At 69.0% G+C, this 22,096-nt stretch carries 14 protein-coding genes; 6 read left to right on the forward strand and 8 right to left on the reverse strand.

Going from position 1 to position 22,096, the window contains the following annotated elements:
* Nucleotides 1-297: 297 nt before the first annotated feature.
* The gene (locus PC39_RS16035; protein ID WP_353254424.1) at nucleotides 298-2,283 is read left to right on the forward strand and encodes an acetoacetate--CoA ligase; all 1,986 of its coding nucleotides are present in this window, start codon (nucleotides 298-300) and stop codon (nucleotides 2,281-2,283) included.
* Nucleotides 2,284-2,695: 412 nt separating this feature from the next.
* On the opposite strand, the gene PC39_RS16040 is transcribed toward PC39_RS16035, so the two are convergent.
* From PC39_RS16040 to PC39_RS16070, 7 genes are all read right to left on the reverse strand, one after another.
* Nucleotides 2,696-3,409 (reverse strand): hypothetical protein, encoded by a 714-nt coding sequence (locus PC39_RS16040; protein WP_353254425.1) that lies wholly within the window; start codon nucleotides 3,407-3,409, stop codon nucleotides 2,696-2,698.
* A complete protein-coding gene (locus PC39_RS16045; RefSeq protein WP_353254426.1) occupies nucleotides 3,406-5,718 on the reverse strand; it encodes a hydantoinase B/oxoprolinase family protein in 2,313 nt (770 codons plus the stop codon). Before PC39_RS16045 ends, PC39_RS16040 begins: the two co-directional genes overlap by 4 nt.
* Before the next feature lie 174 nt (nucleotides 5,719-5,892).
* Complete coding sequence (locus tag PC39_RS16050) at nucleotides 5,893-8,037, reverse strand: hydantoinase/oxoprolinase family protein (protein ID WP_353254427.1); 2,145 nt, start codon at nucleotides 8,035-8,037, stop codon at nucleotides 5,893-5,895.
* Between the two features lie 121 nt (nucleotides 8,038-8,158).
* Nucleotides 8,159-8,542, reverse strand: a complete 384-nt coding sequence (locus tag PC39_RS16055) for an acetone carboxylase subunit gamma (RefSeq protein ID WP_353254428.1) — start codon at nucleotides 8,540-8,542, stop codon at nucleotides 8,159-8,161.
* A 30-nt stretch (nucleotides 8,543-8,572) separates the two neighbouring features.
* Nucleotides 8,573-10,486, reverse strand: coding sequence for a hydantoinase/oxoprolinase family protein (locus PC39_RS16060; protein ID WP_353254436.1), 1,914 nt, complete (start codon nucleotides 10,484-10,486; stop codon nucleotides 8,573-8,575).
* A 157-nt stretch (nucleotides 10,487-10,643) separates the two neighbouring features.
* Complete coding sequence (locus PC39_RS16065; protein ID WP_353254437.1) at nucleotides 10,644-13,382, reverse strand: winged helix-turn-helix domain-containing protein; 2,739 nt, start codon at nucleotides 13,380-13,382, stop codon at nucleotides 10,644-10,646.
* Nucleotides 13,383-13,611: 229 nt separating this feature from the next.
* Nucleotides 13,612-14,634 (reverse strand): NADP-dependent oxidoreductase, encoded by a 1,023-nt coding sequence (locus PC39_RS16070; protein WP_353254429.1) that lies wholly within the window; start codon nucleotides 14,632-14,634, stop codon nucleotides 13,612-13,614.
* Between the two features lie 131 nt (nucleotides 14,635-14,765).
* Here PC39_RS16070 and PC39_RS16075 point away from each other — a divergent pair, with 131 nt between their 5' ends.
* The 3 genes from PC39_RS16075 to PC39_RS16085 all read left to right on the forward strand — a co-directional run bounded on the left by PC39_RS16075 (nucleotide 14,766) and on the right by PC39_RS16085 (nucleotide 17,143).
* Nucleotides 14,766-15,947: a lipid-transfer protein gene (locus PC39_RS16075; protein ID WP_353254430.1), complete on the forward strand. Its 1,182-nt coding sequence runs from the start codon at nucleotides 14,766-14,768 to the stop codon at nucleotides 15,945-15,947.
* 66 nt (nucleotides 15,948-16,013) lie between these two features.
* The gene (locus PC39_RS16080) at nucleotides 16,014-16,610 is read left to right on the forward strand and encodes a GNAT family N-acetyltransferase (RefSeq protein ID WP_353254431.1); all 597 of its coding nucleotides are present in this window, start codon (nucleotides 16,014-16,016) and stop codon (nucleotides 16,608-16,610) included.
* Nucleotides 16,607-17,143, forward strand: a complete 537-nt coding sequence (locus PC39_RS16085) for a DUF488 domain-containing protein (RefSeq protein ID WP_353254432.1) — start codon at nucleotides 16,607-16,609, stop codon at nucleotides 17,141-17,143. The genes PC39_RS16080 and PC39_RS16085 overlap by 4 nt, the downstream gene beginning before the upstream one ends.
* A 40-nt stretch (nucleotides 17,144-17,183) precedes the next feature.
* Here PC39_RS16085 and PC39_RS16090 read toward each other — a convergent pair whose 3' ends face one another.
* Nucleotides 17,184-18,029 (reverse strand): isoaspartyl peptidase/L-asparaginase family protein, encoded by an 846-nt coding sequence (locus PC39_RS16090; RefSeq protein WP_353254433.1) that lies wholly within the window; start codon nucleotides 18,027-18,029, stop codon nucleotides 17,184-17,186.
* A gap of 553 nt (nucleotides 18,030-18,582) precedes the next feature.
* On the opposite strand from PC39_RS16090, the gene PC39_RS16095 reads away from it, so the two are divergent.
* On the forward strand, nucleotides 18,583-19,965 hold the full coding sequence (locus PC39_RS16095; protein WP_353254434.1) for a DUF1329 domain-containing protein: 1,383 nt from the start codon (nucleotides 18,583-18,585) through the stop codon (nucleotides 19,963-19,965).
* Between the two features lie 149 nt (nucleotides 19,966-20,114).
* Nucleotides 20,115-21,974 (forward strand): DUF1302 family protein, encoded by a 1,860-nt coding sequence (locus PC39_RS16100; protein WP_353254435.1) that lies wholly within the window; start codon nucleotides 20,115-20,117, stop codon nucleotides 21,972-21,974.
* Nucleotides 21,975-22,096 lie beyond the last annotated feature (122 nt).

Consider the following 22,096-nt stretch of genomic DNA (forward strand, 5'->3'; position numbering starts at 1 on the left):
GGGCGGACGCGGTGCTGGAACCGGACCCGTTGGCGCATTTCTGAGGGCTCGACGGCTCCTGTCCTCTCTTCCCTCCGGGTAGAGCTTCCCTTCCCCCTCTCCCCGCTGGGGAGAGGGCCGGGGTGAGGGAGATTCCAGAGCGCCGATCCAGGTCCAGCCCCCTCTCCCCAACCCTCTCCCCCGTGTCGGGGGAGAGGGGGCATATATCAAGCCGTCCCGCCCTACTATGGGGTGGTGCTAGCGTTGCCGCCGGCACCTAGCCTGGAACGCTGTCATATTGCGGATTGGAGCGGCGCCATGGCGCAGATGGGAGATCGTCTCTGGTACGGGAGCGAGTCGTTCCGCAACGGCTCGAACCTGGCCGGTTTCATGGACTGGCTCGCCGAACGCGGTCATCGTTTCGAGGATTACGAGGCGCTGCGCCAGTGGTCGGTCGCGGACGTGCCCGGCTTCTGGCAGGCGGTCTGGGAGTACTTCGGGGTCGAGAGCAGCACACCCTACACACGGGTGCTCTCCGGGCCGGAGATGCCCGGCGCCAAGTGGTTCGAGGGCGCACACGTCAATTACGCCAGGCGCCTGCTGGCCGCCGGCGACGGCGACCGCACCGCAATCCACGCCGCCGGCGAGGCCGCGCCCCTGCGCACCCTGTCCTGGGACGAGCTGCGTTCCTCGGTGCATCGGGTCGCCACCTCACTGCGCGAACTGGGCGTCGAGCCCGGCGACCGCGTCGCCGCCTACGTGCCCAACGTGCCCGAGGCCGCCATCGCATTCCTCGCCTGCGCCAGCATCGGCGCGGTCTGGTCGAGCTGCTCGCCGGACTTCGGCGCGCCCAGCGTGGTCGACCGCTTCCGCCAGATCGAACCCAAGGTGCTGATCGCGACCGACGGTTACACCTACGGCGGCAAGGCCTTCGACCGCCGCGAGCAGGTCCGGAAGATGGTCGCCGAGCTGCCCTCGGTGCGGCACGTGGTACACCTGCCCGGCCTCGCCGGGGCCGAGGCGCCGGTCGCGGGCGCCCTGCCCTGGTCGCAGCTGATCGAGCGCGAGCCGGTGCGCGGCTTCGAGTACGAGGACACCGCCTTCGACCACCCGCTGTGGATCGTCTACTCCTCCGGCACCACCGGCCCGCCCAAGCCCTTCGTCCATGGCCACGGCGGCATCCTACTGGAAGCGCTGAAGTTCATGCACTTCCACACCGACCTCAAGCCGGATTCCACGATGTTCTTCTACACCACCACCGGGTGGATCATGTGGAACATCCTGGTCAACGGCCTGGTCACCGGCGCCGCCATCGTGATGTACGATGGCAATCCGCTGGCCCCCGAGCCGGACGTGCTCTGGAAGCTGGCCGCGGACACCGGGACGACGCTGTTCGGCGCCAGCCCGGCCTACGTGAATTTCCAGATGCGCCAGGGCATCGTGCCGCGCGAGCGCTACGACCTGTCCCGGATCCAGAGCATGCTGGTCTCCGGCTCGCCGGTGATGCCCGAGCACATGGTGTGGTGCCTGGACAACGTCCACGACGACATCTGGCTCACCTCTCAGAGCGGCGGCACGGACGTGGGCTCGGCCTTCGTGGGCGGCTCGCCGCTGCTGCCGGTGTACGCCGGCGAGATCCAGACCCGCTGCCTGGGCGTGGACGTGCACGCCCTGAACGACGATGGCGAGCCGGTGATCGACGAGGTGGGCGAGCTGGTGGTGTGCCAACCCATGCCCTCGATGCCGCTGTACTTCTGGGGCGACGAGAACTTCGCCCGCTACAAGGACAGCTATTTCGACGTCTACCCGGGCAAGTGGCGCCACGGCGACTACCTGAAGGTCAACGAGCGCGGCGGCTGCTTCATCATGGGCCGCTCGGACTCCACCCTGAACCGCCACGGCATACGCATCGGCACCGCCGAGATCTACAGTGTGGTCGAGGCACTGGACGAGGTGGCCGACAGCATCGTGGTCAACCTGGACCTGCCGGGCGGCCATTCCTTCATGCCTCTGTTCGTGGTCACCGCCGACGGCCGCGAGCTGGACGACGCCCTGGCGGACCGCATCCGTACCGCCATCCGCGAGGCCTATTCGCCGCGGCACGTGCCGGACCGCATCTACCGGGCCCCCAAGGTGCCGACCACGCTCACCGGCAAGAAGATGGAAGTGCCGGTGCGCAAAATCCTGCTCGGACAATCCGCCGACAAGGTCGCCAGCCGCGACGCCATGGCCGACCCGGCGGCGCTGGACTACTTCGTGGAGTACGCGCGCACGCAGCGGGACTACGAGGCGAACGCGGCCTGAGGCACCGCCCGTCGTTGCGCGGGAACGCGGAACGACGTCCCCACTCGTCGCCCCGGGAAGACGTGAAGCGTCTTATCCGGGGCCCGGGGAAGCATTCAGGATAGCCCGCACCATCGGCAGCACCCGGCCGGCCTGGATCCCGGATATCGCCTTCGGCGATTCCGGGATGACGATGGGCCGAGGACATCATGCAGCCCCGGATCACCCCGCTTCGCGGCGTGTCCGGGATGACGAACCGAATGTGGGCCACTGCCCGGAGACACCCCCACTCGTCGACCCGGAAAGACGCGAAGCGTCTTATCCGGGGCCCAGGGAAGCATTCGGGAAGGCCCGCGCCGTAGGCAAGTGCCCGGCGGGACTGGCTCCCGGATAAACCCCTACGGGGTTTTCCGGGATGACGAGCATGCCGGGGCTATCGCAGCGCCGCCAGCTTCTCCAACGCACTCTCCGGATTCAGGTCCGCCGGCAGCTCGGCGTAGGCGGGGCTCGCCGCCGGGGCCTCGGCCGCGCCCGTCCAGTAGCCGGCGGGCACGATGCGGTCGTGGTTGTAGACGTGGTCGAAACCCTCGACGGTGTCCGGTGCGTCCGGACAGACGGCGCACAGAGACAGGTCGTAGTGCGCAGCGACGTTGACCAGGGGCTCGTGCAGTGCCAGCGCGGCCGGGTCGTCCTCGCGCAGCACCAAGAAGGCCAGCTCCGAACGATAGACCGCGCGCAGCACCTGCGTGAGCGCCATCGCCAGGTCGTCCAGCAGATCCTCGTCGGGGGCGTCCTCCCCCAGATAGCGCCGGGCCAAGCGGCCGGCGCCGGGCAGGGTCAGCGCCAGGGGGCGGGACGGGTTGCTGCCCGCGACCGCGCCAATGGCGTCGGCCACGCGCGACTGGAAACCGTCGCCCTCCAGCAGATCGACCAGGTCGTCGGCGTCCACGGTGCCGGCCGGCGCCACGCCGGCCAGCGTCGCGTCCGCGTCCAGGTCCTCCGCGCCGGGCGACAGCAGGTCGCCCAGCTCGCGCTGGAACATGGGCAGCGAGGCCGGCTGTTCCCAGGGATCGTCGCCACCGCGCAGGACCCGGCGGCCGTACGCGAAACCGCTTACCCAGAGCGGCGGCAGCTCGCGGGCGCTCACGAGGCCTTCCTCGCGCGGGCCAGCTCGGCCTCCAGGGTGTCGACGCGCACCTGGAGCGGATCCGGCATCACCACCGGCGGCAGCTCGCCGACCCGGCCCTTGATCTCGGGCGAGCCGGCATAAACCACCTCGGGATCGTCCCAGCAGCCGTAGTACGGCAGATGGGCGGGGGGCGCGTCCGTCACCCATTCGGCACAGAAGTCGTCGAACGGGGTGCCGCGCTCGATGCGCGCGCGGCGCTCGGCATCGCGCGCCTCGGCGGTGGCCTTCTCGTCCACCACTAAGGTCTCGCGGTCGTAGACCACCCGGTAGATGCGCCAGGCGACGTCATGCGAGATCAGGTCCTCCTCGAGGTCGGCCATCACCAGCGCCGGATCGCGCTCCAGCGCGTCGCCGTAGGAACCGCCGGTGCCCTGGGACATCATGTAGAGCTCGCCGCGGGCGGCCGGCTCGAACTTGAGCGCCAGGGGCCCGGTCTCGTAGCGGGCACCCTCGAAAGGCCGCTCGTTCATCAGCTCCTCGATGGAGTAGCGGAACGCGCCGGGGTCGGTCTTGAAGCTCTCGAAGACATCCACCCCACTGATCCGGCACAGCGGATAGGCGGGGCTGGCGTAGCCGCCGAACACGCCCATGGCGTTGGGGAACTTGGAGCCCTGCGCGGTGGCCATGAAGCCGAAGGCCTCGGAGCTGCGCACGGCAACAGCCATCTGGTAACCCATGCCGCCACGATACTTGCCGAAGCTCTGGTTGTCGCGCATCAGCTTCTTGGAGATGACCTGCAGGAACGGCAGCTCCTCCTCGATCAACTCCTGCTCGCCGATATCCGCCATGGTGGCGAAGAACGGCGCCGGCGAGTGCTCGCCGTCGCGGTCGGCGCGGGCGCCGCCGCCCATGCCGTTGATGTCCGCGCAGATGTTGCCGGCCATCTCGCCGTGCTGGGTCACGCCGCCGTACTGGAAGGTGTTGATCATGGTGTACCAGGGCGCCATGAAGCGGGTGTACTTTTCCGGCACGCTGAACACGTACTTGCTCACGCACTGCGCCCCCGCCTGCCAGGCGTGGAACAGGGTCATCATGCTCTGGGCGTTGGGAGTGCCGATGTTCGGCTTGAGCACCGAGCCCTCGTCGAACACGAAGTCCATCGCCGCGAGCACCGCCTGGTTGCGCGGCAGGTCCGGCCAGATGTAGGTGAGGAACAGCTGGCTGAGCATGCCCTTCACGGTGATCGCCAGGCTGTTGTTGGAGCGGTTGGTGATCTCCGGGCTGGAGCCGCGGTAGTCGAAGGTCAGCTTGTCGCCCTGCTTAATCAGGCGCAGATTGATCTTCATCATCGCGCTTTCGCGCAGAGTGTGGTCCGCGAAGTGCACGTGCTGGATCTCGCCGTCCGGCCACTCCCGGAGTCGCTTGCGGGTCTCCGTGAGGGTGTTCTCCAGGTTGCCGCGCAGGGTGGCGACCACCGCCTCGACCCCGAATTCCTCGATGGTCTGCTTGAGGCGCTCCTCGACCCGGCGGCAGACGTACAGCTTGGACTTCATGTCGCCGTACTGCAGCTTGGGCTCGCGCGAGGAGTTCTGGAGGAAGGTCACCAGGTCGCGCTTGAGGTGGTAGTTCTCGGCCACCTTGGTCGGGGACATCTTGAAGCCCTCGTCCCAGATGGTCTCGGCCGAGCCCGGGATGCCGCCCGGCTCCTTCGCGCCGCACTCGCCCTCGTGGATGATGTTGCCGATCCACGCGATGATCCTGCCGTCGTGGAACAGCGGCATGTGCATCGCCTGGTCGGCGTTGTGCGGGGTGCCGTAGCGGGCGTCGTTGTGCATGAAGGCGTCGCCCTCGCGCACGCCCACGGTGGGCTCGTCGATCCAGTACTTGTTGATGAACTTGGTCGAGTACTGGACCAGGTTGGAGAAGATCACCACGCCGCCGGTGCTGGCCAGCGACAGGTCGCCGCTGGGCGTGTACAGCGCCGTGACCATGTCGCCCCACTTGGCGCCGGGGGCGACGCTGATATTGGCGAGCATGTCGAAAGCCTCGTCGAGCGCAGCCTGCATGCGGTCGCGCACGATCGACAGCCGCGCCGGGTCGGTCTCCGCGGACAGCGCCGTGTCCTCGACCGGCGTGCGCCCGGCCAGGCCGTGGTAGTCCATGATCTCCGGCACCGGGCCGTAGAACGGGTTGGTGTCCTTGAGGAAGCGCTGCAACCGTTCGTTGACGTCGCCCGCGGAGGACGCGGCGGTCTGTGCCGGGGTCGATGCGCCTTCGGCGCGATCGTCGATGAAGGAATCCTGTTCTCTGGCGACTTCTTGCGTCATGACGCCCTCCTGTCTGAATTAGGGCAGCAATTCATTCTCTCCCCCGCGGGGAAGAGGCTAGGGCAAGGAGCGGGACTGGCCCCCTTACCCCGGCCCTCTCCCCCTGAGGGGGAGAGGGGATATAGGTGTAAGTGAGCGCTCCCCCGAGGGGGAGATGGGACATGTAAATGCGCTCTAGGCATTTCGTGGCTCTCGGCGTAGCCAGCCGGCCCCGTGCTTGCCGATCTCGAGCCGCCAGCCAGGCTCGACCAGGTAGGTAGTGGACCGCGAGGAGACCACCGCCGGCGCCGCGATCACGTCACCAAAACCGAGTTCCTCGTAGTCGTAGAAGGCCGTGTCCAGCGCACCGTCGTGGCCGCGGAAATGGCACGGGTAGCTGGTCTCCGATGCCGGCGCCGGCTTGAGGTTGCCGGCCGCCGGCAGGATGTCGGAGAAGCGGACCGTGTCCGAACTGACGTACGAGGCCACGCGCACGGCGTTGACCCGGATGCCGGCCTCGGGCGACTGACTGCCCTCGCCGAACCGCTTGCCGTAGTCGTGGGAGAACAGCTCGATCAGGTCGAGCACGTCGTCCGGCCCGGTCAGGCGGTTGCTGGGGCAGACCACCGCAGTCTCCGCGAGCTGGTTGCCGTAGCGCAGGTCCAGCTCCAGGCGGTGCTCGATGGCCTCCTCCGGCAGACCCTGGCGCAGCAGGTCGTTGCGGCCGGCCTGTTCCAGCTTCTCGACGATACCGTTGAAGCGGTCGTAGTCGTCGAAGAGCTGGCGGGTCTGGGTGTCGAACAGCGTCAGGTAGACCGAGTTCTCGTGGATGTGGAGCTGCGCCATGTTGCCGGCGCCCACCGCGGAAAAGATGGAACTGAACGGCGGCACCAGGATCCGCTCGATCTTGAGCACGTCGGCGATGCCGCAGGCGTGCAGCGCGCCGTTGCCGCCGTAGGACAGCATGGTGAAGTGATGCGGCTCGTAGCCCCGGGTCCGCAGCTCCTGGGCGATGCCGTTGGCCATGTTGTTGTCGACCTTGTCCTTGATCAGCAGCGCGGCCTCCACCTCGGAGATGTCCATGTGCTTGCAGAGTTGGCGCTGCATGGCCGACAGCGCACGCTTCTCGGACAGCTCGATGTGGCCGCCGGCGTAGCGGTCGGCGCGGATGTAGCCGAGCACGAAGTCGGCATCCGTGACCGTGGGCTTGGTGCCGCCGCGGTTGTAGCAGGCGGGGCCGGGATCGGAGCGGGCGCTTTCGGGGCCCACCTCGATGGTCCGGCTCATGCGGTCGTAGCGCGCCACCGAGCCGCCGCCGGCGCCCAGGGTGACCAGGTGCACCATGGGCAGGTTCACCATCCAGCGTTCGATCACGGGGTTGAAGTCGTAGAACTTCACGCCGCCCTCGACCACCAGGCCGATGTCGAACGAGGTGCCGCCCATGTCGGTGCAGATCACCTTGCCCAGTTCCGACTCGGTGGCCAGGTGCTCGGAGGCATGGATGCCCGCGACCGGCCCGGAGTGGATTGTCTGCAGGGCGTCGGTGGAGTTGAGCTGGGCCATGCCGCCGGAGTTGTGCACCAACTGCATGGGGCGCGAATAACCGTTGTCGCGCAGGTTCATTTCCAGCGCGCTGAGGCCGTGATACATGACCTGGTGCAGGAAGGCGTCCATGATCGCCGACGAGCTGCGGGCGTACTCGCCCTTCCGGCCGACCACCAGGTGCGACAGGATCACCGGGAAGGCGCCTAGCATGTAGGCCGGGTATTCCTCGAAGATGATCTCCTCGATACGCCGCTCGTGCTCGGGATTGACCACGGCGTTGGTCAGCGACACCACGAAGCCCTGGGCGCCCCGATCCACCAGCTTGTGGACCTGCTCGCGCACGTCCTCCTCGTCCAGTCCGAGCAGCACCTCGCCGGTCTCGGCGACGCGCTCGCGCACGCCCACGATCATCTTGGGCGGCACCAGCGGCTCCGGCCGCTCGGCCATGGGCAGGTCGCGCTTGAGGCGCTCGGACAGACCCTCGCCGTAGCCCCGGCCGCGCGCCAGCGGCACCGAGCTCTCGAAGCCGGCGGTGGTGATCAGGCCGATGCGCGGGCCCTTGCGCTCGATCAGGGCGTTGGTGCCGAGCGTGGTGGCGTAGCGCACGGAATCCACGCCGGTCATCACCGTCTCCAGGTCCAGGCCGAGCTTGCCGTAGGCGTTCTCCAGGGCCTCGTTGAAGCCCAGAGAGAGGTTCTGGTAGGTGGTCAGCGCCTTCGCCTCGACGTATTCGCCGTCCCAGACGAGGAAGCAGTCGGTGAAGGTGCCGCCGATATCAACGGATACGCGTTTCATGGCTCAATTCCTCTCAATGCTCCCTCTCCCCGGGGGGAGAGGGCCGGGGTGAGGGGCGAAACCCGGCGACGCCCCCTCACCCTGACCCTCTCCCCCGGCCGGGGGAGAGGGGATGAATCGGTTACTTGGCCGCCTGCGGCGGTGCGAGCACCGGCTCGGCCAGTTCTTCCCGGGACGCCCACTGTTTCTTGAGGGCGTCGATGTCGATCTTCATGTCGTGGGTCGGCGGATGTCCGGGCGGCAGGTATTCCACCTCCACCTGGGTGCCGCAGCCGGGGCAGCAGTACTCCAGGATGCGCACCCACTCGGGATCGGGCGCGAAGGTGAAGTCGTAGCGCTCGGGGTCGACGATGGGCGCGTGGATCTCGCGCGGGTCGCGGTCGTACACCAGCAGGCCGCGCTTGTAGTTGTCGCGCGCATCGGCCAGGTCGCGGTCGCACTTGCGGCACTCCCAGCGCTCGCTGTCGAGGTCGATCCGCAGACTCTCTGTCATATGTACTTTCATGGGGGAACCTCCGATCGGTGCGGCGCGCGGTCAGGCGCGCGTGAGGTCGATGTCGCCGTTGCCGGTGATGCGGAACGACCAGCCCGGCGGGACCTCGCAGGTGAACAGTTCGTCCTCGACGATGGCGGGACCCTCGGCATGGGCGCCGATCGCCAGGTCGGGCAGCCGGTAGAGCGGCAGCTCGCCGTGGATGCCGGCGCGCGAGCCGCCCGGCCGCGCGGCGCCGGCGTCGGCGGCGGCGACGTCCGCCAGGTGGAAGTGGGCGATCGGCCGGGTGACGGTGAGCACCAGCTGGCACGGCCCCTCGGGCAGCGCGGCCACGTCGGGGTTGTCGACATCCACGGCCTGCTCGGTCTGGCCGTCGCCCTCGCCGTAGACCAGGGCCGCGGCGATCCGGCAGTCGTCCAGGTTGAAGCCCTCGGCGCGCATGCCGCGGCGGGCCTGGACCATGAGGTCCGCGGCGGCCGCCTGGAGGGCCGCGGCGTCCGGCGACTCCAAGGCCTCGGTGAAGGTGTCGGCGATATCCGAGAAGCCGATGCCGAAGGCGCTGAACACCGCGCTCATGCGCGGCACCAGGACCCGCTTCAGTCCCAGGCGCTCGGCGACCCGGCAGCCGCTCATGGGACCGGCGCCGCCGAAGGCCATGAGCACCGTGTCCGGGTGGTCGGCGACGTCGGCCCGCATCGCCTCCGCGATCTTGTCGTGGTAGGCGTCGGAGACCGCGGTCAGTGCCTCCTCCAGGGACACGCCGAGCGGATCGGCGACCTTCTCCTGCACGGCCTTGCGGGCGCGCTCGGCGTCCAGCTTGAGCTTGCCGCCGAAGTAGGAGGCCGGGTCCAGCAGACCGCTGAGCAGCAGCACGTCGGTGTAGGTGGGCTCGGTGCCGCCGCGGGCGAAACAGGCCGGGCCGGGCGCGGCGCCGGCGCTGTCCGGGCCGACCTTCACCGCGCCGTCGGCGACGCTCATGATCGAGCTGCCGCCGGCGCCGACGCTGTGGATGTCGGCCAGGCGGAACGGCACCTCGATGCCCTCGACCAGGCCGAACGCCTGTTCGCGCACCGCGCCGCCGCCGAACGCGGCGATGTCGCTGGTGGTGCCGCCGATGTCCATGCTGATGGCGTGGTCGATGCCGTAGGCCGCCAGCAGCGCCAGGGCACCCTCGACGCCGCCGCGCGGCCCCGAGCTGTAGGTGTTGAGCGCGACCGTGCGCGCCACGCGGGTGGAACCGCCGTCGTTGCGGAAGATCAGCAGCGGGTGCCGCGCGCGCAGGTCCCGCAGCTGGTCCTCGGCGTTGTAGAGGAAATGCTCCATCGCCGGGTGCAGGAAGGCGTTGAGCAGCGCGGCCCAGGTGCGGCGCACCCGGTCGGGGCTCTTGCTCATCTCGGTGCCGAAGATCAGCGGGACCGCGCCCAGCAGATGACGCGGGAACTCGCGGTAGATGATGCGCCGGAAGCGTGCCTCGCGCTCGGCCGCGTCGGGGCCGTCGAAGCTGACCACGATGCGGTTGGCGCCGTTCGCGGTCAGGTTGTTGACGGTCTCGGCGATCCGCCGGCGCACGGTCTCGTCGTCGCCCTCGCTCAGATCGATCGTGGCGCGGCGCTCGCCGACGAGGGCGTCGAACAGCTCCGCCTGCTCCGGCTCGCCCCGCAGGGCCTCGATCTCGTCCTCGGTGGCGCAGATCACCCCCAGGCGCGGCCCCTTGCGCTGGACCAGGGCGTTGGTGCCCTGGGTGGTGGAATAGCGGATGTGCTCGACCTCGGTGGCCAGACGCGGCAGGTCCGGCTCGCCGTAGAGACGCTCCGACAACACCGACAGCGCGTCCATGAAGCAACGCGACAGATCGTGCGGGGTCGTGAGCGTCTTGCCGAAGAACAGTTCGCCGTCCTTGACGGCGCAGACATCGGTGAGCGTGCCACCGTTGTCGATGCTGACCAGGAGTCCCATCGTCACCTCCAACTCGCAACGCCGATCCCGGGCGGACCGGCTCCGTTTATGGGTTAGAGGCTACGGGTCTCGCGGCGGGCGTCCCCACCCTAAAGAATTGCCGCCGGCATATTTTTCATTTTCCCCTCCGTCCGTCGCCGGACGGGGACGGGCGGGATCAATTCAGCAGGCCGTAATGGCGGGCCACGGTGACCGCCTGGATGCGGTTGTTGATGTGCAGCTTCTCGAAGATGTTCTTGAGGTGCCACTTGACCGTGTTGGTGGACAGCGACAGGCGGTCCGCCAGGTCCTTGTTGGACAGGCCGCGCGCGACCTGACGCAGGATCTCCAGCTCGCGCTCGGTCAGGTGCTCCAGCAACTCGGCGGCCTCGGGCGGCGGCGCTTCCTCGACCGCCTCCTCGCCCGGCGTCTCGCCGGCCTCCGCCAGCAGCAGGTCGAGGTAGCCGGTGAAGGCGTCGTTGGCCACCAGCTCGGGCAGGTCCGGCAGCGATTCGCGCGTTTCCTTGAGCAGGCGCACGGCGGCCGGCCCCTCGTCCAGGACGCTGCGCACGAACTCGTCCGGCATCCCCAACTCCAGGGCCGCGCCCAGCGCGCGCCGGGCATTGCGGCCCGAACTCTGGGCCTGCATCGACAGCGCCAGCATCAGGCGCAGCTTCGCCTCGCGGCGGCGGCGGCGCTGGCGCGCGGCGCGGCGTATCTGGTCCTGCAGCAGCGAGCGTGCCTGGCCCTGCCGGCCGCTGGCGATCAGGAAGCGCGCCTGGGTCACGGTGTGCGCCTCGGTCTCGCCGGCGAAGAACAGCAGTTCGCCGCCGCGATCCAGCTCCCCGGCGGCGGGCAGGTCGTGCAGGCGCCGTTCCGCCAGCTCCAGGTCGCCGCGCAGGGTCGCCTGCCGCACCAACTCCGCGCGCATGTAGAAGACGATGCGCCGCAGGTCGTGCCGGTAGCCCAGGTAGAGGGTGCGCTCGATCTCGTCCTCGGCCTCGGCGAAGCGCTCGCCCAGGAAGTGGATGCGCGAGCGCGTCAGTGACATCACCGCCAGCGGGTCCACGATAGCCTGCTGTTCGGCCACCTGGGCGTAGTCGTCGATCAGCGACTCGGCCTCGCCCACGGCGTTGATCTCGTACAGGTTGGCGGCCAGGTAGGCCGCCATCGCCGAGCCGGCGGTGACGCCGCCGGCCGCGTTGGCCTCGGTATGCTGCAGGGCGCGGGACAAGCCGCGGATGGCGTCGCGCGTGCGGCCCTGCGACGCCAGCGCCATGCCGGCGACGGCCTCCTGGTAGGCGCGGCCGAACAGGCTCTGGTCCTGGTCGTGCAGCGGCGCGGCGCGTTGCAGCACGGTACGCGCCTCCTCGAAATCGCCGCGGGCGACGTACCAGAGGGCGCGCGCGTTCAGCGACACCGCGAACTTGAAGCCGTCGGCGTCGTCGAGCTGCTGCTCCATCTCCTCGCCGACCTCGCCCAGTTCCCGCACGCGGTCCTCGGCCACCAGCAGGAACAGCTGCGTATAGTTGTGGAGACCGCGCGCGCGGTCATCGGCACCGGCCGCGTCCAAGTCGCGGCGGCGGGCCTCCAGCAGGGCGTTGGCCTTGTCGAAGGCGCGCAGGAACGAATAGGCGATGACGGCGGCGTCGGCGAGACCCTCGTGACGCAACAGCACCGCCTCCGGCAGCCGATCGGCGTAGCGCGCGATCAGGCCCAGGCGCTCCTGGGCGACCAGCCGGTCGATCACGGGCGCCAGCAGGGCCGCCGCGCGCTCGTGCTCGCCGGCCTCCAGCATGTGCTGGACGGCCTCTTCGTTGTGGCCGTGCGCGGCGTACCACTCGGCGATGCGGCGGTGCCGGTCGCGCAACTCGTCCTCGGAGACGCTGCGCCGCAGGCGCGCCAGCAGGAACTCGCGGAACAGGGTGTGGAAGCGATACCACTCGCCGCGCATGTCGATGGGCGCCAGGAACAGGCCGGCCCGCTCCACCTCGGCGAGCCGCTCGGCGCCGTCGTCGCGGCCGGTGAGATGCGCCACCAGCGCGCCGTTCAGCTTTTCCGGCAGGCAGATGTCCAGCAGCAGCATCTGCAGGTCGGCGTCCAGCAGGTCGAAGACGTCCGTGGCCAGGTACTCGATCAGCTCGGGATTGACCCCGCCGCCGGCGTAGGCCAGCCCGCGCCGGTCGCGGCCGCCGCGCAGGCACAGCCGGAAGCACTGCAGCGCCGCGGGCCAACCGTCGGTCTGGCGGTGGATGCGCGCCACCTCCTCGGCCGGCAGGTTGGCGAACTCGCGGAAGAACTCGGCGGTCTCCTCGGGCCGGAACCGCAGGTCGGCCTCGTCCACGATCGCGATCTCGCCCTGCAGCCGCATGCGCGCGACGCCGTGCAGGGTCAGCGCGCGGGTGCCGAGACAGACCTGGACGTTGTCGGGCAGGGTCCGCAGCAGTTGGGTCACGACCGCGTCCAGGCCCGGCCCCGCCGCCGACTCGTAATTGTCGATGATGATCAGCACGCGGCCGTCGTAGGCGCCGGCCGCGGCGGCCACGTCCGGCACCGACGGCGCCTCCTCGGACTCGGAGCCGCCACCGGCGTCGCCGCCCTGGCTGGCGGCCACCGCCGCGTGCAGCAGACGCAGGAACTGGGCGGGATCGGAGGAGTGCGAGTCCAGGCGCAGCCAGGCCACCCGGTCGCCGCGCTCGCCGGCGCGGGCGGCGAACTGCCGCAGCAGGCTGGTCTTGCCGAAGCCGGCGGGACCGCGCACCACCAGCAGGCGCGCCTCGGCGTGGTCCAGGAGATGCTCGAGCGCGGCGCGGCGCGGCACGGCTGTCTCGGCGCCGGGCACGGCGGCGCCCGCGCCGGAAAGCGGCGCGTCGGCGGCACGGGGATGCCGCGCACCGAATCGTTCCGTGTACGGCATGGCCACGGTCACCTCCTCCAGGAGATCTGTGCATAACTACTACGCTCGGCATCTTGGCCGCCGGCGGTGCTCCCTCTTTCCGAAAGAGGGCTCACGTATTCGCACATACGCTGCGCTTCCTGCGCGCCGGCGGCGACCAACCTGCCTTCGCTCGCGACGTTATGCAGAGGTCTCTCCGATTCTCTCGCACCCGGCCCGCCGGCGGCGGACCCCGGCCGGCCCTTTCTATCTATTGTGCGGGCTCGGCGCCGATGCGGACCATCAGCTTACCCCGATTGCCGCCGGTGTACAGCAGCCGCAGGGCGTCGGCCGCGGCCTCCAGGCCCTCGACCATGTCCAGCCGGTAGCGCAGGGAACCGGCCCGCATCCACTCCAATAACGCGGCGTGGAATTCGGGATAGCGGTCGGCATAGTCCAGGATCACGAAGCCCCGGATCGTCAGCCGCCGCATGATGACGTTGCGGAACATGTAGGGGCCGGGCACCGGATCGCGGCTGTTGTAGGTGGAGATCAGGCCGCAGATAACCACCCGGCCGTAGTCGTTCATGCAGGTCAGGCCGGCATCCAGGACCTCGCCACCGACGTTCTCGAAATGCACGTCGATGCCGTCCGGCGCCTTCTCGCGCAGGGCCGGCACCAAGTCCTCCGTGCGGTAGTTGATGGCGGCGTCGAAGCCGAAATCGTCGGTCAGCCAGCGGCACTTCTCATCGGAACCGGCGACACCGATCACGCGGCAGCCCTTGAGCTTGGCGATCTGTCCCGCGAGCGAGCCGACCGCGCCGGCGGCGGCCGTCACCACGACGGTGTCGCCGGCCTCGATCCGGCCGATGTCGAACATGCCGACATAGGCGGTGGGCCCGGCGATCATCAGGATGGCGAAGGCATCCGCCAGCGGCAGGCCGGAGGCGTCCGGAAACGGCTGCAGGGCCTCGCCGTCGATCACGAAACGGTCCGACCACGGCCCCAGGCAGCACACCAGTTGGCCGGGCTCGTACGCCGGGTGCCGGGATGCCGTCACCTCGCCGAGCAGGAAGCCGCGCATGGGATCGCCGAGCCGGATGGGGTCCATGTAGATGTCCCAGTCGCTCAGCCAGACGCGGTTGGTGGCGTCCAGCGACAGGTAGATGGTCCGCACCACGCACTGACCCTCGCCCGGCGTCGGCAGGGGCGCGGCGCGCAGCGCCAGCGTGTCGGACGCGATGTCGCCGTCGGGGCGCCGGTTGAAATGCCAGGTACGCGCGGTATCGCTCACGGTCTCCTCCGATCCTTGTCGTTTGCGCCGAGCCTTGCAGGCCGCGGGTGCCACCGCCCCACACCAACGGGGGGGGTCGTCCGGCGCCACGGCGGGCTAGGCTTCCGCCACCCGCGATCCCGGAGATAGCCATGTCCCGAGAAGTCCTCGTCGCCGGCGTCGGCATGACGCCGTTCGTGAAGCCCGGCACCAGCGACACCTACGATGTGATGGCCGCGGCCGCGCTGCGGCAGGCCCTGGCCGACGCCGGCCTGTACTACGACCGCGTCGAACAGGCCTACGCCGGCTACGTCTACGGCGACAGCACCAGCGGCCAGCGCGCCCTCTACCACGTGGGCATGACCGGCATTCCGGTGGTCAACGTCAACAACAACTGCTCCAGCGGCTCCAGCGCCCTGTTCCTGGCCCGCCAGGCCGTGGCCTCCGGCGCCGTCGACTGCGCCCTGGCGCTGGGCTTCGAGCAGATGGCGCCCGGCGCCCTGGCCACCGTCTACGACGACCGGCCCGACCCGCTGGGCGAGTTCCGGCGGCTGGCGCAGGAACTGTATCCGGCCCCCGACGCCTACATGGCGCCGCATCTGTTCGGCAGCGCCGGCGCCGAGTACGCCGAGCGCCACGGCACCCGTCCGGAGACCTTCGCCAGGATCAGCGTCAAGTCGCGGCGGCACGCCCGCGACAACGACAAGGCGATCTTCCGCGACCCGATCACGGTCGAGGAGGTGCTGGCCGCGCCACCGATCTTCGGCCCGCTGACCCGCCTGCAATGCTGCCCGCCCACCTGCGGCGCCGGCGCCGCGATCCTGGTCAGTCCCGACTTCGCGCGCCGCGCCGGCATCCGGCCCGCCGTGACAATCCTGGGCCAGGCGATGACCACCGACTTCCCGTCGACGTTCGAGGAACGCTCGATGATGAAGGCGGTGGGCTACGACCTGTCCCGCGAGGCGGCCGCGCGCGTCTACGAGACCGCCGGCATCGGCCCGGAGGATGTCGACGTCTGCGAATTGCACGACTGCTTCACCGCCAACGAGCTGATCACCTACGAGGCCCTCGGCCTGACCCCGGAAGGCACCGCGGAACGCTTCATCCAGGAGGACCGCAACACCTACGGCGGCGACGTCGTGGTGAACCCGTCGGGCGGCCTGCTGGCCAAGGGTCATCCGCTGGGCGCCACCGGCCTGGCCCAGTGCACCGAGCTGGTCGAGCAGCTCCGCGGCCAGAGCGGCAGCCGCCAGGTGCCCGGCGCGCGGCTGGCCCTGCAGCACAACATCGGCTCCGGCAGCGCCTGCGTCGTGACGCTCTACGGCCGCATCTGACGCCGACTCAAAACGCCGGCGCAACGGATTGCGCCCGCCACGGCAAACGGCAACAATGCCATTGCCATGGGCGAATTGACATTCGAGACACGGCTCGGCGGGGATATCCGACCGCGAGTGGATGCGCTGGCCGCGCTCCGGATCCGCGTGTTCCGCGACTTCCCGTACCTGTACGACGGCGATCTCGACTACGAGCGCGACTACCTGCGCACTTATGTCGAATCGCCCCGTTCCCTGGCCTTCCTGGTCCTCGACGGCGACGGTGTGGTGGGCGCGACCACGGCCCTGCCCCTGACGGACGAGGAACCGGCCTTCCGGGAGCCGGTGGCACGCGCCGGCTACGATCCCGATCGCGTGTACTACTTCGGGGAATCCCTGTTGCTGCCCGCCTACCGCGGGCGGGGACTGGGCCACCGCTTCTTCGACGAACGCGAATCCCGGGCCCGTTCGCTGGGCTTCGATTACGCCTGTTTCTGCGCGGTACAGCGACCGGAGGATCACCCGCTGCGGCCGCCCGAGTATCGCCCGTTGGACGGCTTCTGGCGGTCCCGGGGCTACAGCCCGCGGCCCGGTATCGAGGCGCGCTATGCCTGGCGTGACGTCGGTTCCGACCACGCCACGGCCAAACCCCTGATCTACTGGATGCGCCCGCTGGACGCATGACCGCCGACACGCGCGTACTCACCGTCGGCCATTCCAACCGCGACGGGGCGGATTTCGTCGCGCTGCTGCGACGTCACGGCATCGGCCTGGTGGCGGACGTCCGCACGGTGCCCCGGTCCCGTCGGCATCCGCAGTTCAATCGCGACAACCTGGCCGCCTCGCTGGAGGACGCCGGCATCGGCTACCGTCACTTCAAGCCTCTGGGCGGCTGGCGCAAGCCGCGGCCCGACTCCGAAAACGAGGGGCTGACAAGCGAGGGGTTCCGGGGCTATGCCGACCACATGGACACGCCGGCCTTCGGGCGATCCGTCGAGGCACTGATCGCCGCGGCCCGCGAGCGGACCGTCGCCGTGATGTGCGCCGAGGCCAATCCGGCGAACTGCCACCGCTCGCTTCTGGCGGACGCGCTGACGGTACGGGGCATTGCGGTGGCGCATATCGTCGATGCCGACAGCCCGCGCCCGCACATCCTCACGCCCTGGGCCGAGACCCGCGGCACGCGTCTGATCTATCCCTTCGCCCTGCACCCCTGAGCGACGCCGTCCGTCGGCGGACGGCCGCACGCAGCCAGGATCAGTCGAGGCCGACCACGAGGTGCCCGTCCGCGCCGATCCGCGCCATGGGCATGTGCGGCGTGGTGAAGGCCGAGGCGATACCGCCGTCGCGGCCGATCGCGATCAGGCCGGCATCCTGGCCGGTTCGCTCCCGCAACAGGGTCAACGCCGCCCGTGCCGCACCGCCGGCCATGTCCCCGCCGGCGATGCGCGCGGCCACGTCGCGCGCCAGCACGGTGCGCATGATCGCCTCGCCCGGCCCGGTGCAGGACACGCCGGCATGGGCGTCGGCATAGGTGCCGCAGCCCGGTAGGGACGAATCGCCGACGCGGCCCGCGAGCGCCCCGAACTGCCCGCCCGTGGAGGTGGCCGCGGCGAGACGGCCGTCGCGGTCGAGCGCGACGCAGCCGACGGTGCCGTAGCGATCGTTCCAGCGTGTACGCTCGCGATCCACGACCAGCGCCGCCGGGTCGCAGCGCGGGATACCCGCGGCCTCGGCGAAGCTCGTCGCGTCGGGCCCCGCGAGCAGGGCGTGGCGGCCGTCCTCCAGCACCCGCCGTGCCAGGGACACCGGATTGCGGATGCCCTCGACCGCCGCGACGCCGCCGAAACGCAGGTCGCCGCCGTCCATGATCGCGGCATCGAGCTGGACCCGGCCGTCGGCCCGCAGCACCGCGCCGGTGCCGGCATTGAACTCGGGATCGTCCTCGAGCAGCCGCACCGCCGCCTCGGCGGCGTCCAGGGCACTGCCGCCCGCCGTCAGAACGCGCCAGCCGGCACGCGCGGCCCGCTCGCAACCGGCCCGGCAGGCCGCGTGACGGGCCTCGCGGATACGGCCCGCGCCACCGTGAACGACGATCCTCATGATCCCAATATAGGGCCTCCCGGCCCGCCACGCGAAGCCTTGCCGAGCGGGCGCCGGTCAGCAGGGGTACCGGGCCATGTCGTCCAGTACCGATAGCGTTCGTAAGGGGGGTTGCAAAAACCGTCACAGGATGTATAACTAAGTTGTCGGTCAAATTGTAGGACAAAGTTGCCTGTCAATTTGGCGAACCGAGGCGGGATGCCGGGTAGTTGGCGCCACACTGGTACACATAAGGCGCGGCGCCCGGCCCCGACGACGTTTCAGGGCGCCTGACGGCGTCCCTCACGGCTACATCGGAGGTGTCACGTCGTGAGCAGGGGGTCCGAACACAACCGCATGCGCCGCATTGGGCGGCCTCGGCCCGCGCCGGAAGCGCGGGCCGCTGTCGCTGGCGTGTGCGACGGCCGCCTTGAGCGTCCGCCGGCTCACCCTCGCCCGACAACGATCACCCGAGATTCGAACAGAAAACAATGCCCGGGCCGCGTCAGACGGCATCGGGCGCGCTGGGGGGTGACTCACCGTGCGATAGCGCGAAGCGCTCAAGGAGATAGGTATGTTCCTGAAGAAATACGACCCCGACTACGGGCGTCGTGCCCTGCTGGAGAAAACGCTTAAGGGCGCAGCAGGCGCCGGCGTCCTCGCCCCCCTCTGGCCGCTGATATCGCAGGCCGGCACCGAAGCCGCCGGCAAGGCGTATCCGGACGAGCTGCGCTCGATCGAGCAGTACACCAAGGGGGCGATCAGCCCCGGCGACACCGTCACCGCGGATAACGTCGAGCACGTCAAGGACCTGCTCGATCCGATCGCGTACGACCAGGTCAAGCGCCTGGGCCGGCGCATCCACATCAGCGAGCCGACCCAGGACGTCAGCAAGTTCTTCCCCTACGACTACCTGGACGCGACCCTGCGCAACCAGGGCAAGGCCGTGTTCGACGAGGTCGGCAACGTCCGCACCCAGGACGGCAAGGCCTGGATCGGCGGCAGCCCGTTCCCGGACCCGAAGAACGCCAAGGAGGCCATCGCCAACCTGACCCTGAGTTGGGGCCGCCACGACTGGTCGCTGAGCGCGATCCGCGACCACGACATCGGTCCGGACGGCGAGATCGCCTACCAGTACGACTTCTACTGGGCCGAGCAGCAGGTCTCCTCGCGGGTGGACGGCACCTACTTCCGGGGCCGCGACGATATCCTGCGTTACAACACCACCTTCTTCACCCGCCCGGACGACACCTCCGGCACGGCGTTCCTGAACACCTGGAGCTACGACCAGCGCCAGTTCCCGGATCTGATCGGCTACCTGCCGGCCTTCCGGCGCGTGCGTCAGTACCCGACCAACCAACGCTTCGAGCCGCTGGTGCCGGGCATGCAGGTGTACCTGTCCGACGCCTGGGCCGCGGGCGACCCCATGCTCACCTGGGGCAACTACAAGATCGTGGAGCGCAAGCCCATGCTCGGCGCGATCGGCCCGGACAACTTCATGGGCGGCCAGCCCAACTGGGAACGGCCGGTCCACGGCGGGCCCAAGAACCAGACGTTCCACGATGTCTGGATGGAGATGATCCCCGAGTGCATCGTGATGGAATGCGAGCCCGTCGGCTACGCCCGCTCGCCCTACAGCAAGCGCCGCATCTGGGTCGACGTGCGCAACCAGCTCTTCGTGGCGTCGGTCACCTTCGACCGCAAGGGCGACATGTGGAAGTCCTTCGAGCCGCAGTTCGCCCAGTTCAGCAACCAGCACGAGACCTTCCTACACGGCAAGGACCCGGCGTGGTCCTGGACCAGCGTGCAGATCTTCGACATCCAGGCGGACCGTTCCACCCGCTACTACGTGGGCAAGGAGGTCGAAGGCGGCTACAAGACCAGCTTCGAGGCCGATCCCGACGAGGTCTATAACCAATACATGACCCAACAGGCCATCCAGCGGCTGGGCTCGTAGCCCGACCGACCGTTCAGCAACTGTCCTGAACGGTCGATAAAGACAGAGACCGGATACCGGTCAACGCATGACAGGGAGACGACAACACGGCCGGACCGCCCGCCCGAGGCGGGCGGTCCGGCCGGTGCGATCAACGAGGAGATAATTCGATGAAAGGAAAGTTTGGACTTCTGGCCATATTCGCGGCCGGCATCCCCATGGCAGCGCATGCCGACTGGTGGGAGGACATCAACATCAGCACCAGCGGCTTCCTCCGTCCGGAGGTCTCGATCAAGACCACCTCCGACGAGAACCCGTTCAACCAGCTCGGCAACCCCTTCAACAGCCGGACCGTGTCGCGTACCGGCCAAAACAATGCGCCCGGCGCGGCTCCCGCAATCACTGATGAGGTGTCTCGACCCTTCCCGACCGCGGATAACGAGTTCAACTACACCATCATGCGCGGCGAATTCAACTTCGACGCTAGGCTGACCTCGAACCTGCGTTTCATCGCCGAGGTCCGCGGCATCTACGATGTCGACCGCTATGACAACATCGACGGCAACGAGGCTCCCGGCGTCAACCCCGCCGGCAAGCTGAACCAGCGGCCGAACCTGTTCGAGTACCGCGTGGAGAACGGCGACGGCGTCCACGGGCGCGAGACGCCGATGGCGCTGGAGATCGCGGGCCAGGACTACATGATGGACCTGCCCAAGTTCTTCTTCGACTACCAGCGCGGTCCCTTGAACCTGCGAATAGGCAACCAGCAGATCGCCTGGGGCCAGTCGATCTTCTTCCGCGTCATGGACGTGCCCAACGGCCTCGACCTGCGGCGGCACAGCCTGCTGGACTATGTGCCCGAGGAGTTCTCGGACAAGCGCGTACCCTCTCCCGCGATCCGGGCCTCCTACATGGTCGGCGGCTGGGAGATGGACGCCTTCGTGCAGCACTTCCGCCCGACCATCTATGCCAACCCGAACACGCCGTACAACACCATCGGCTCGCAGTTCACCGTGCACGACCAGTACGGCGAGGTGGACAAGGAGGCCAACTACGGCATCCGGATGAAGGGCCCGGCCGGCCCTGTCACGCTGCAGTTCATGGCCGCCCGCCGCTACGGCCCCGAGGGCACGTTCCGCTGGACCCAGTCCGGCGTGAACAAGGCCATCCCGGGTCTGCCCGGTACCGGCCCGGTCATGGCCCAGACGGCGTTCGAGGTCGATCCTACCGGCGTGCATTCGGCCGACGAGTGGTTCACCTACGCCGGCCTGTCGCGCCTGGACGCCATCAGTGCCCTGAACACATCCGTCGAGGAGTTCCCGATCGTGGGCGCGGCTTTCGGTTCCCAGCCAGTAGCCAGCGATGCGGAAGCCCGCCTGCTGCTGGATTACTTCTACCAGACCGCCGGCCCCCTGCGCGGCCACATCGCGCGGGAGTACCACCGCGAGAACGTCTTCGGCGCGGGCATCAGCCACGTCTTCCGCGGCGCCCCGGGCTCGCTGCTCGACCAGCTGATCGCCAACATCGAGGTGCAGTACGCCGACGACCGCACCTTCACCAACCCCAACCTGAGCCGGGAGCACATTGTCGACGACGAGTGGACCGCCGCGCTGGTGCTGGAGAAATACCAGAAGTTCAGCTACACCTTCCCGGCCACCTACATGGTGCTGCAGTGGATGCACAAGTCCGAGAGCGACATCTTCGGGCGGCATCTGAGCGGCATGGGCGGTAGCGTGGACGAGACCGCCAGGCAGACCAGCACACCGAGCAGCGCCAACTACATCGCCTTCGCGGTGCAGCAGCCGTTCCCGAACCTGATCTGGCGGGCGGACCTCGCGGTGCTGTACGACGTCGAGGGCGGCATGCTCGTCCAGCCGGCGATGCGCTGGAAACCGGGCGGCCCCTGGGCGGTCGAGGCGTTCTACAACCTCGTGGACGGCGAGCTGGGCAGCAAGAAGCCGAGTTACAACGCCCTGTCGACCGCCGACTACGCGGACGAGCTGACCATGCGGGTCACCTACCAGTTCTAAGGACCGTCTCTCTCCCCCCGGTCCTCCAGTGTGCCGGCGTCCCTTCGTGGGCGCCGGCCTTTTTTATGGCAGTTCACTGCTGTCCGGGGAATCTTTGAGTCATGCAAGATAATCCCATAGCT

Source organism: Salinisphaera sp. PC39 (assembly GCF_040361335.1).
GTDB lineage: Bacteria > Pseudomonadota > Gammaproteobacteria > Nevskiales > Salinisphaeraceae > APNM01.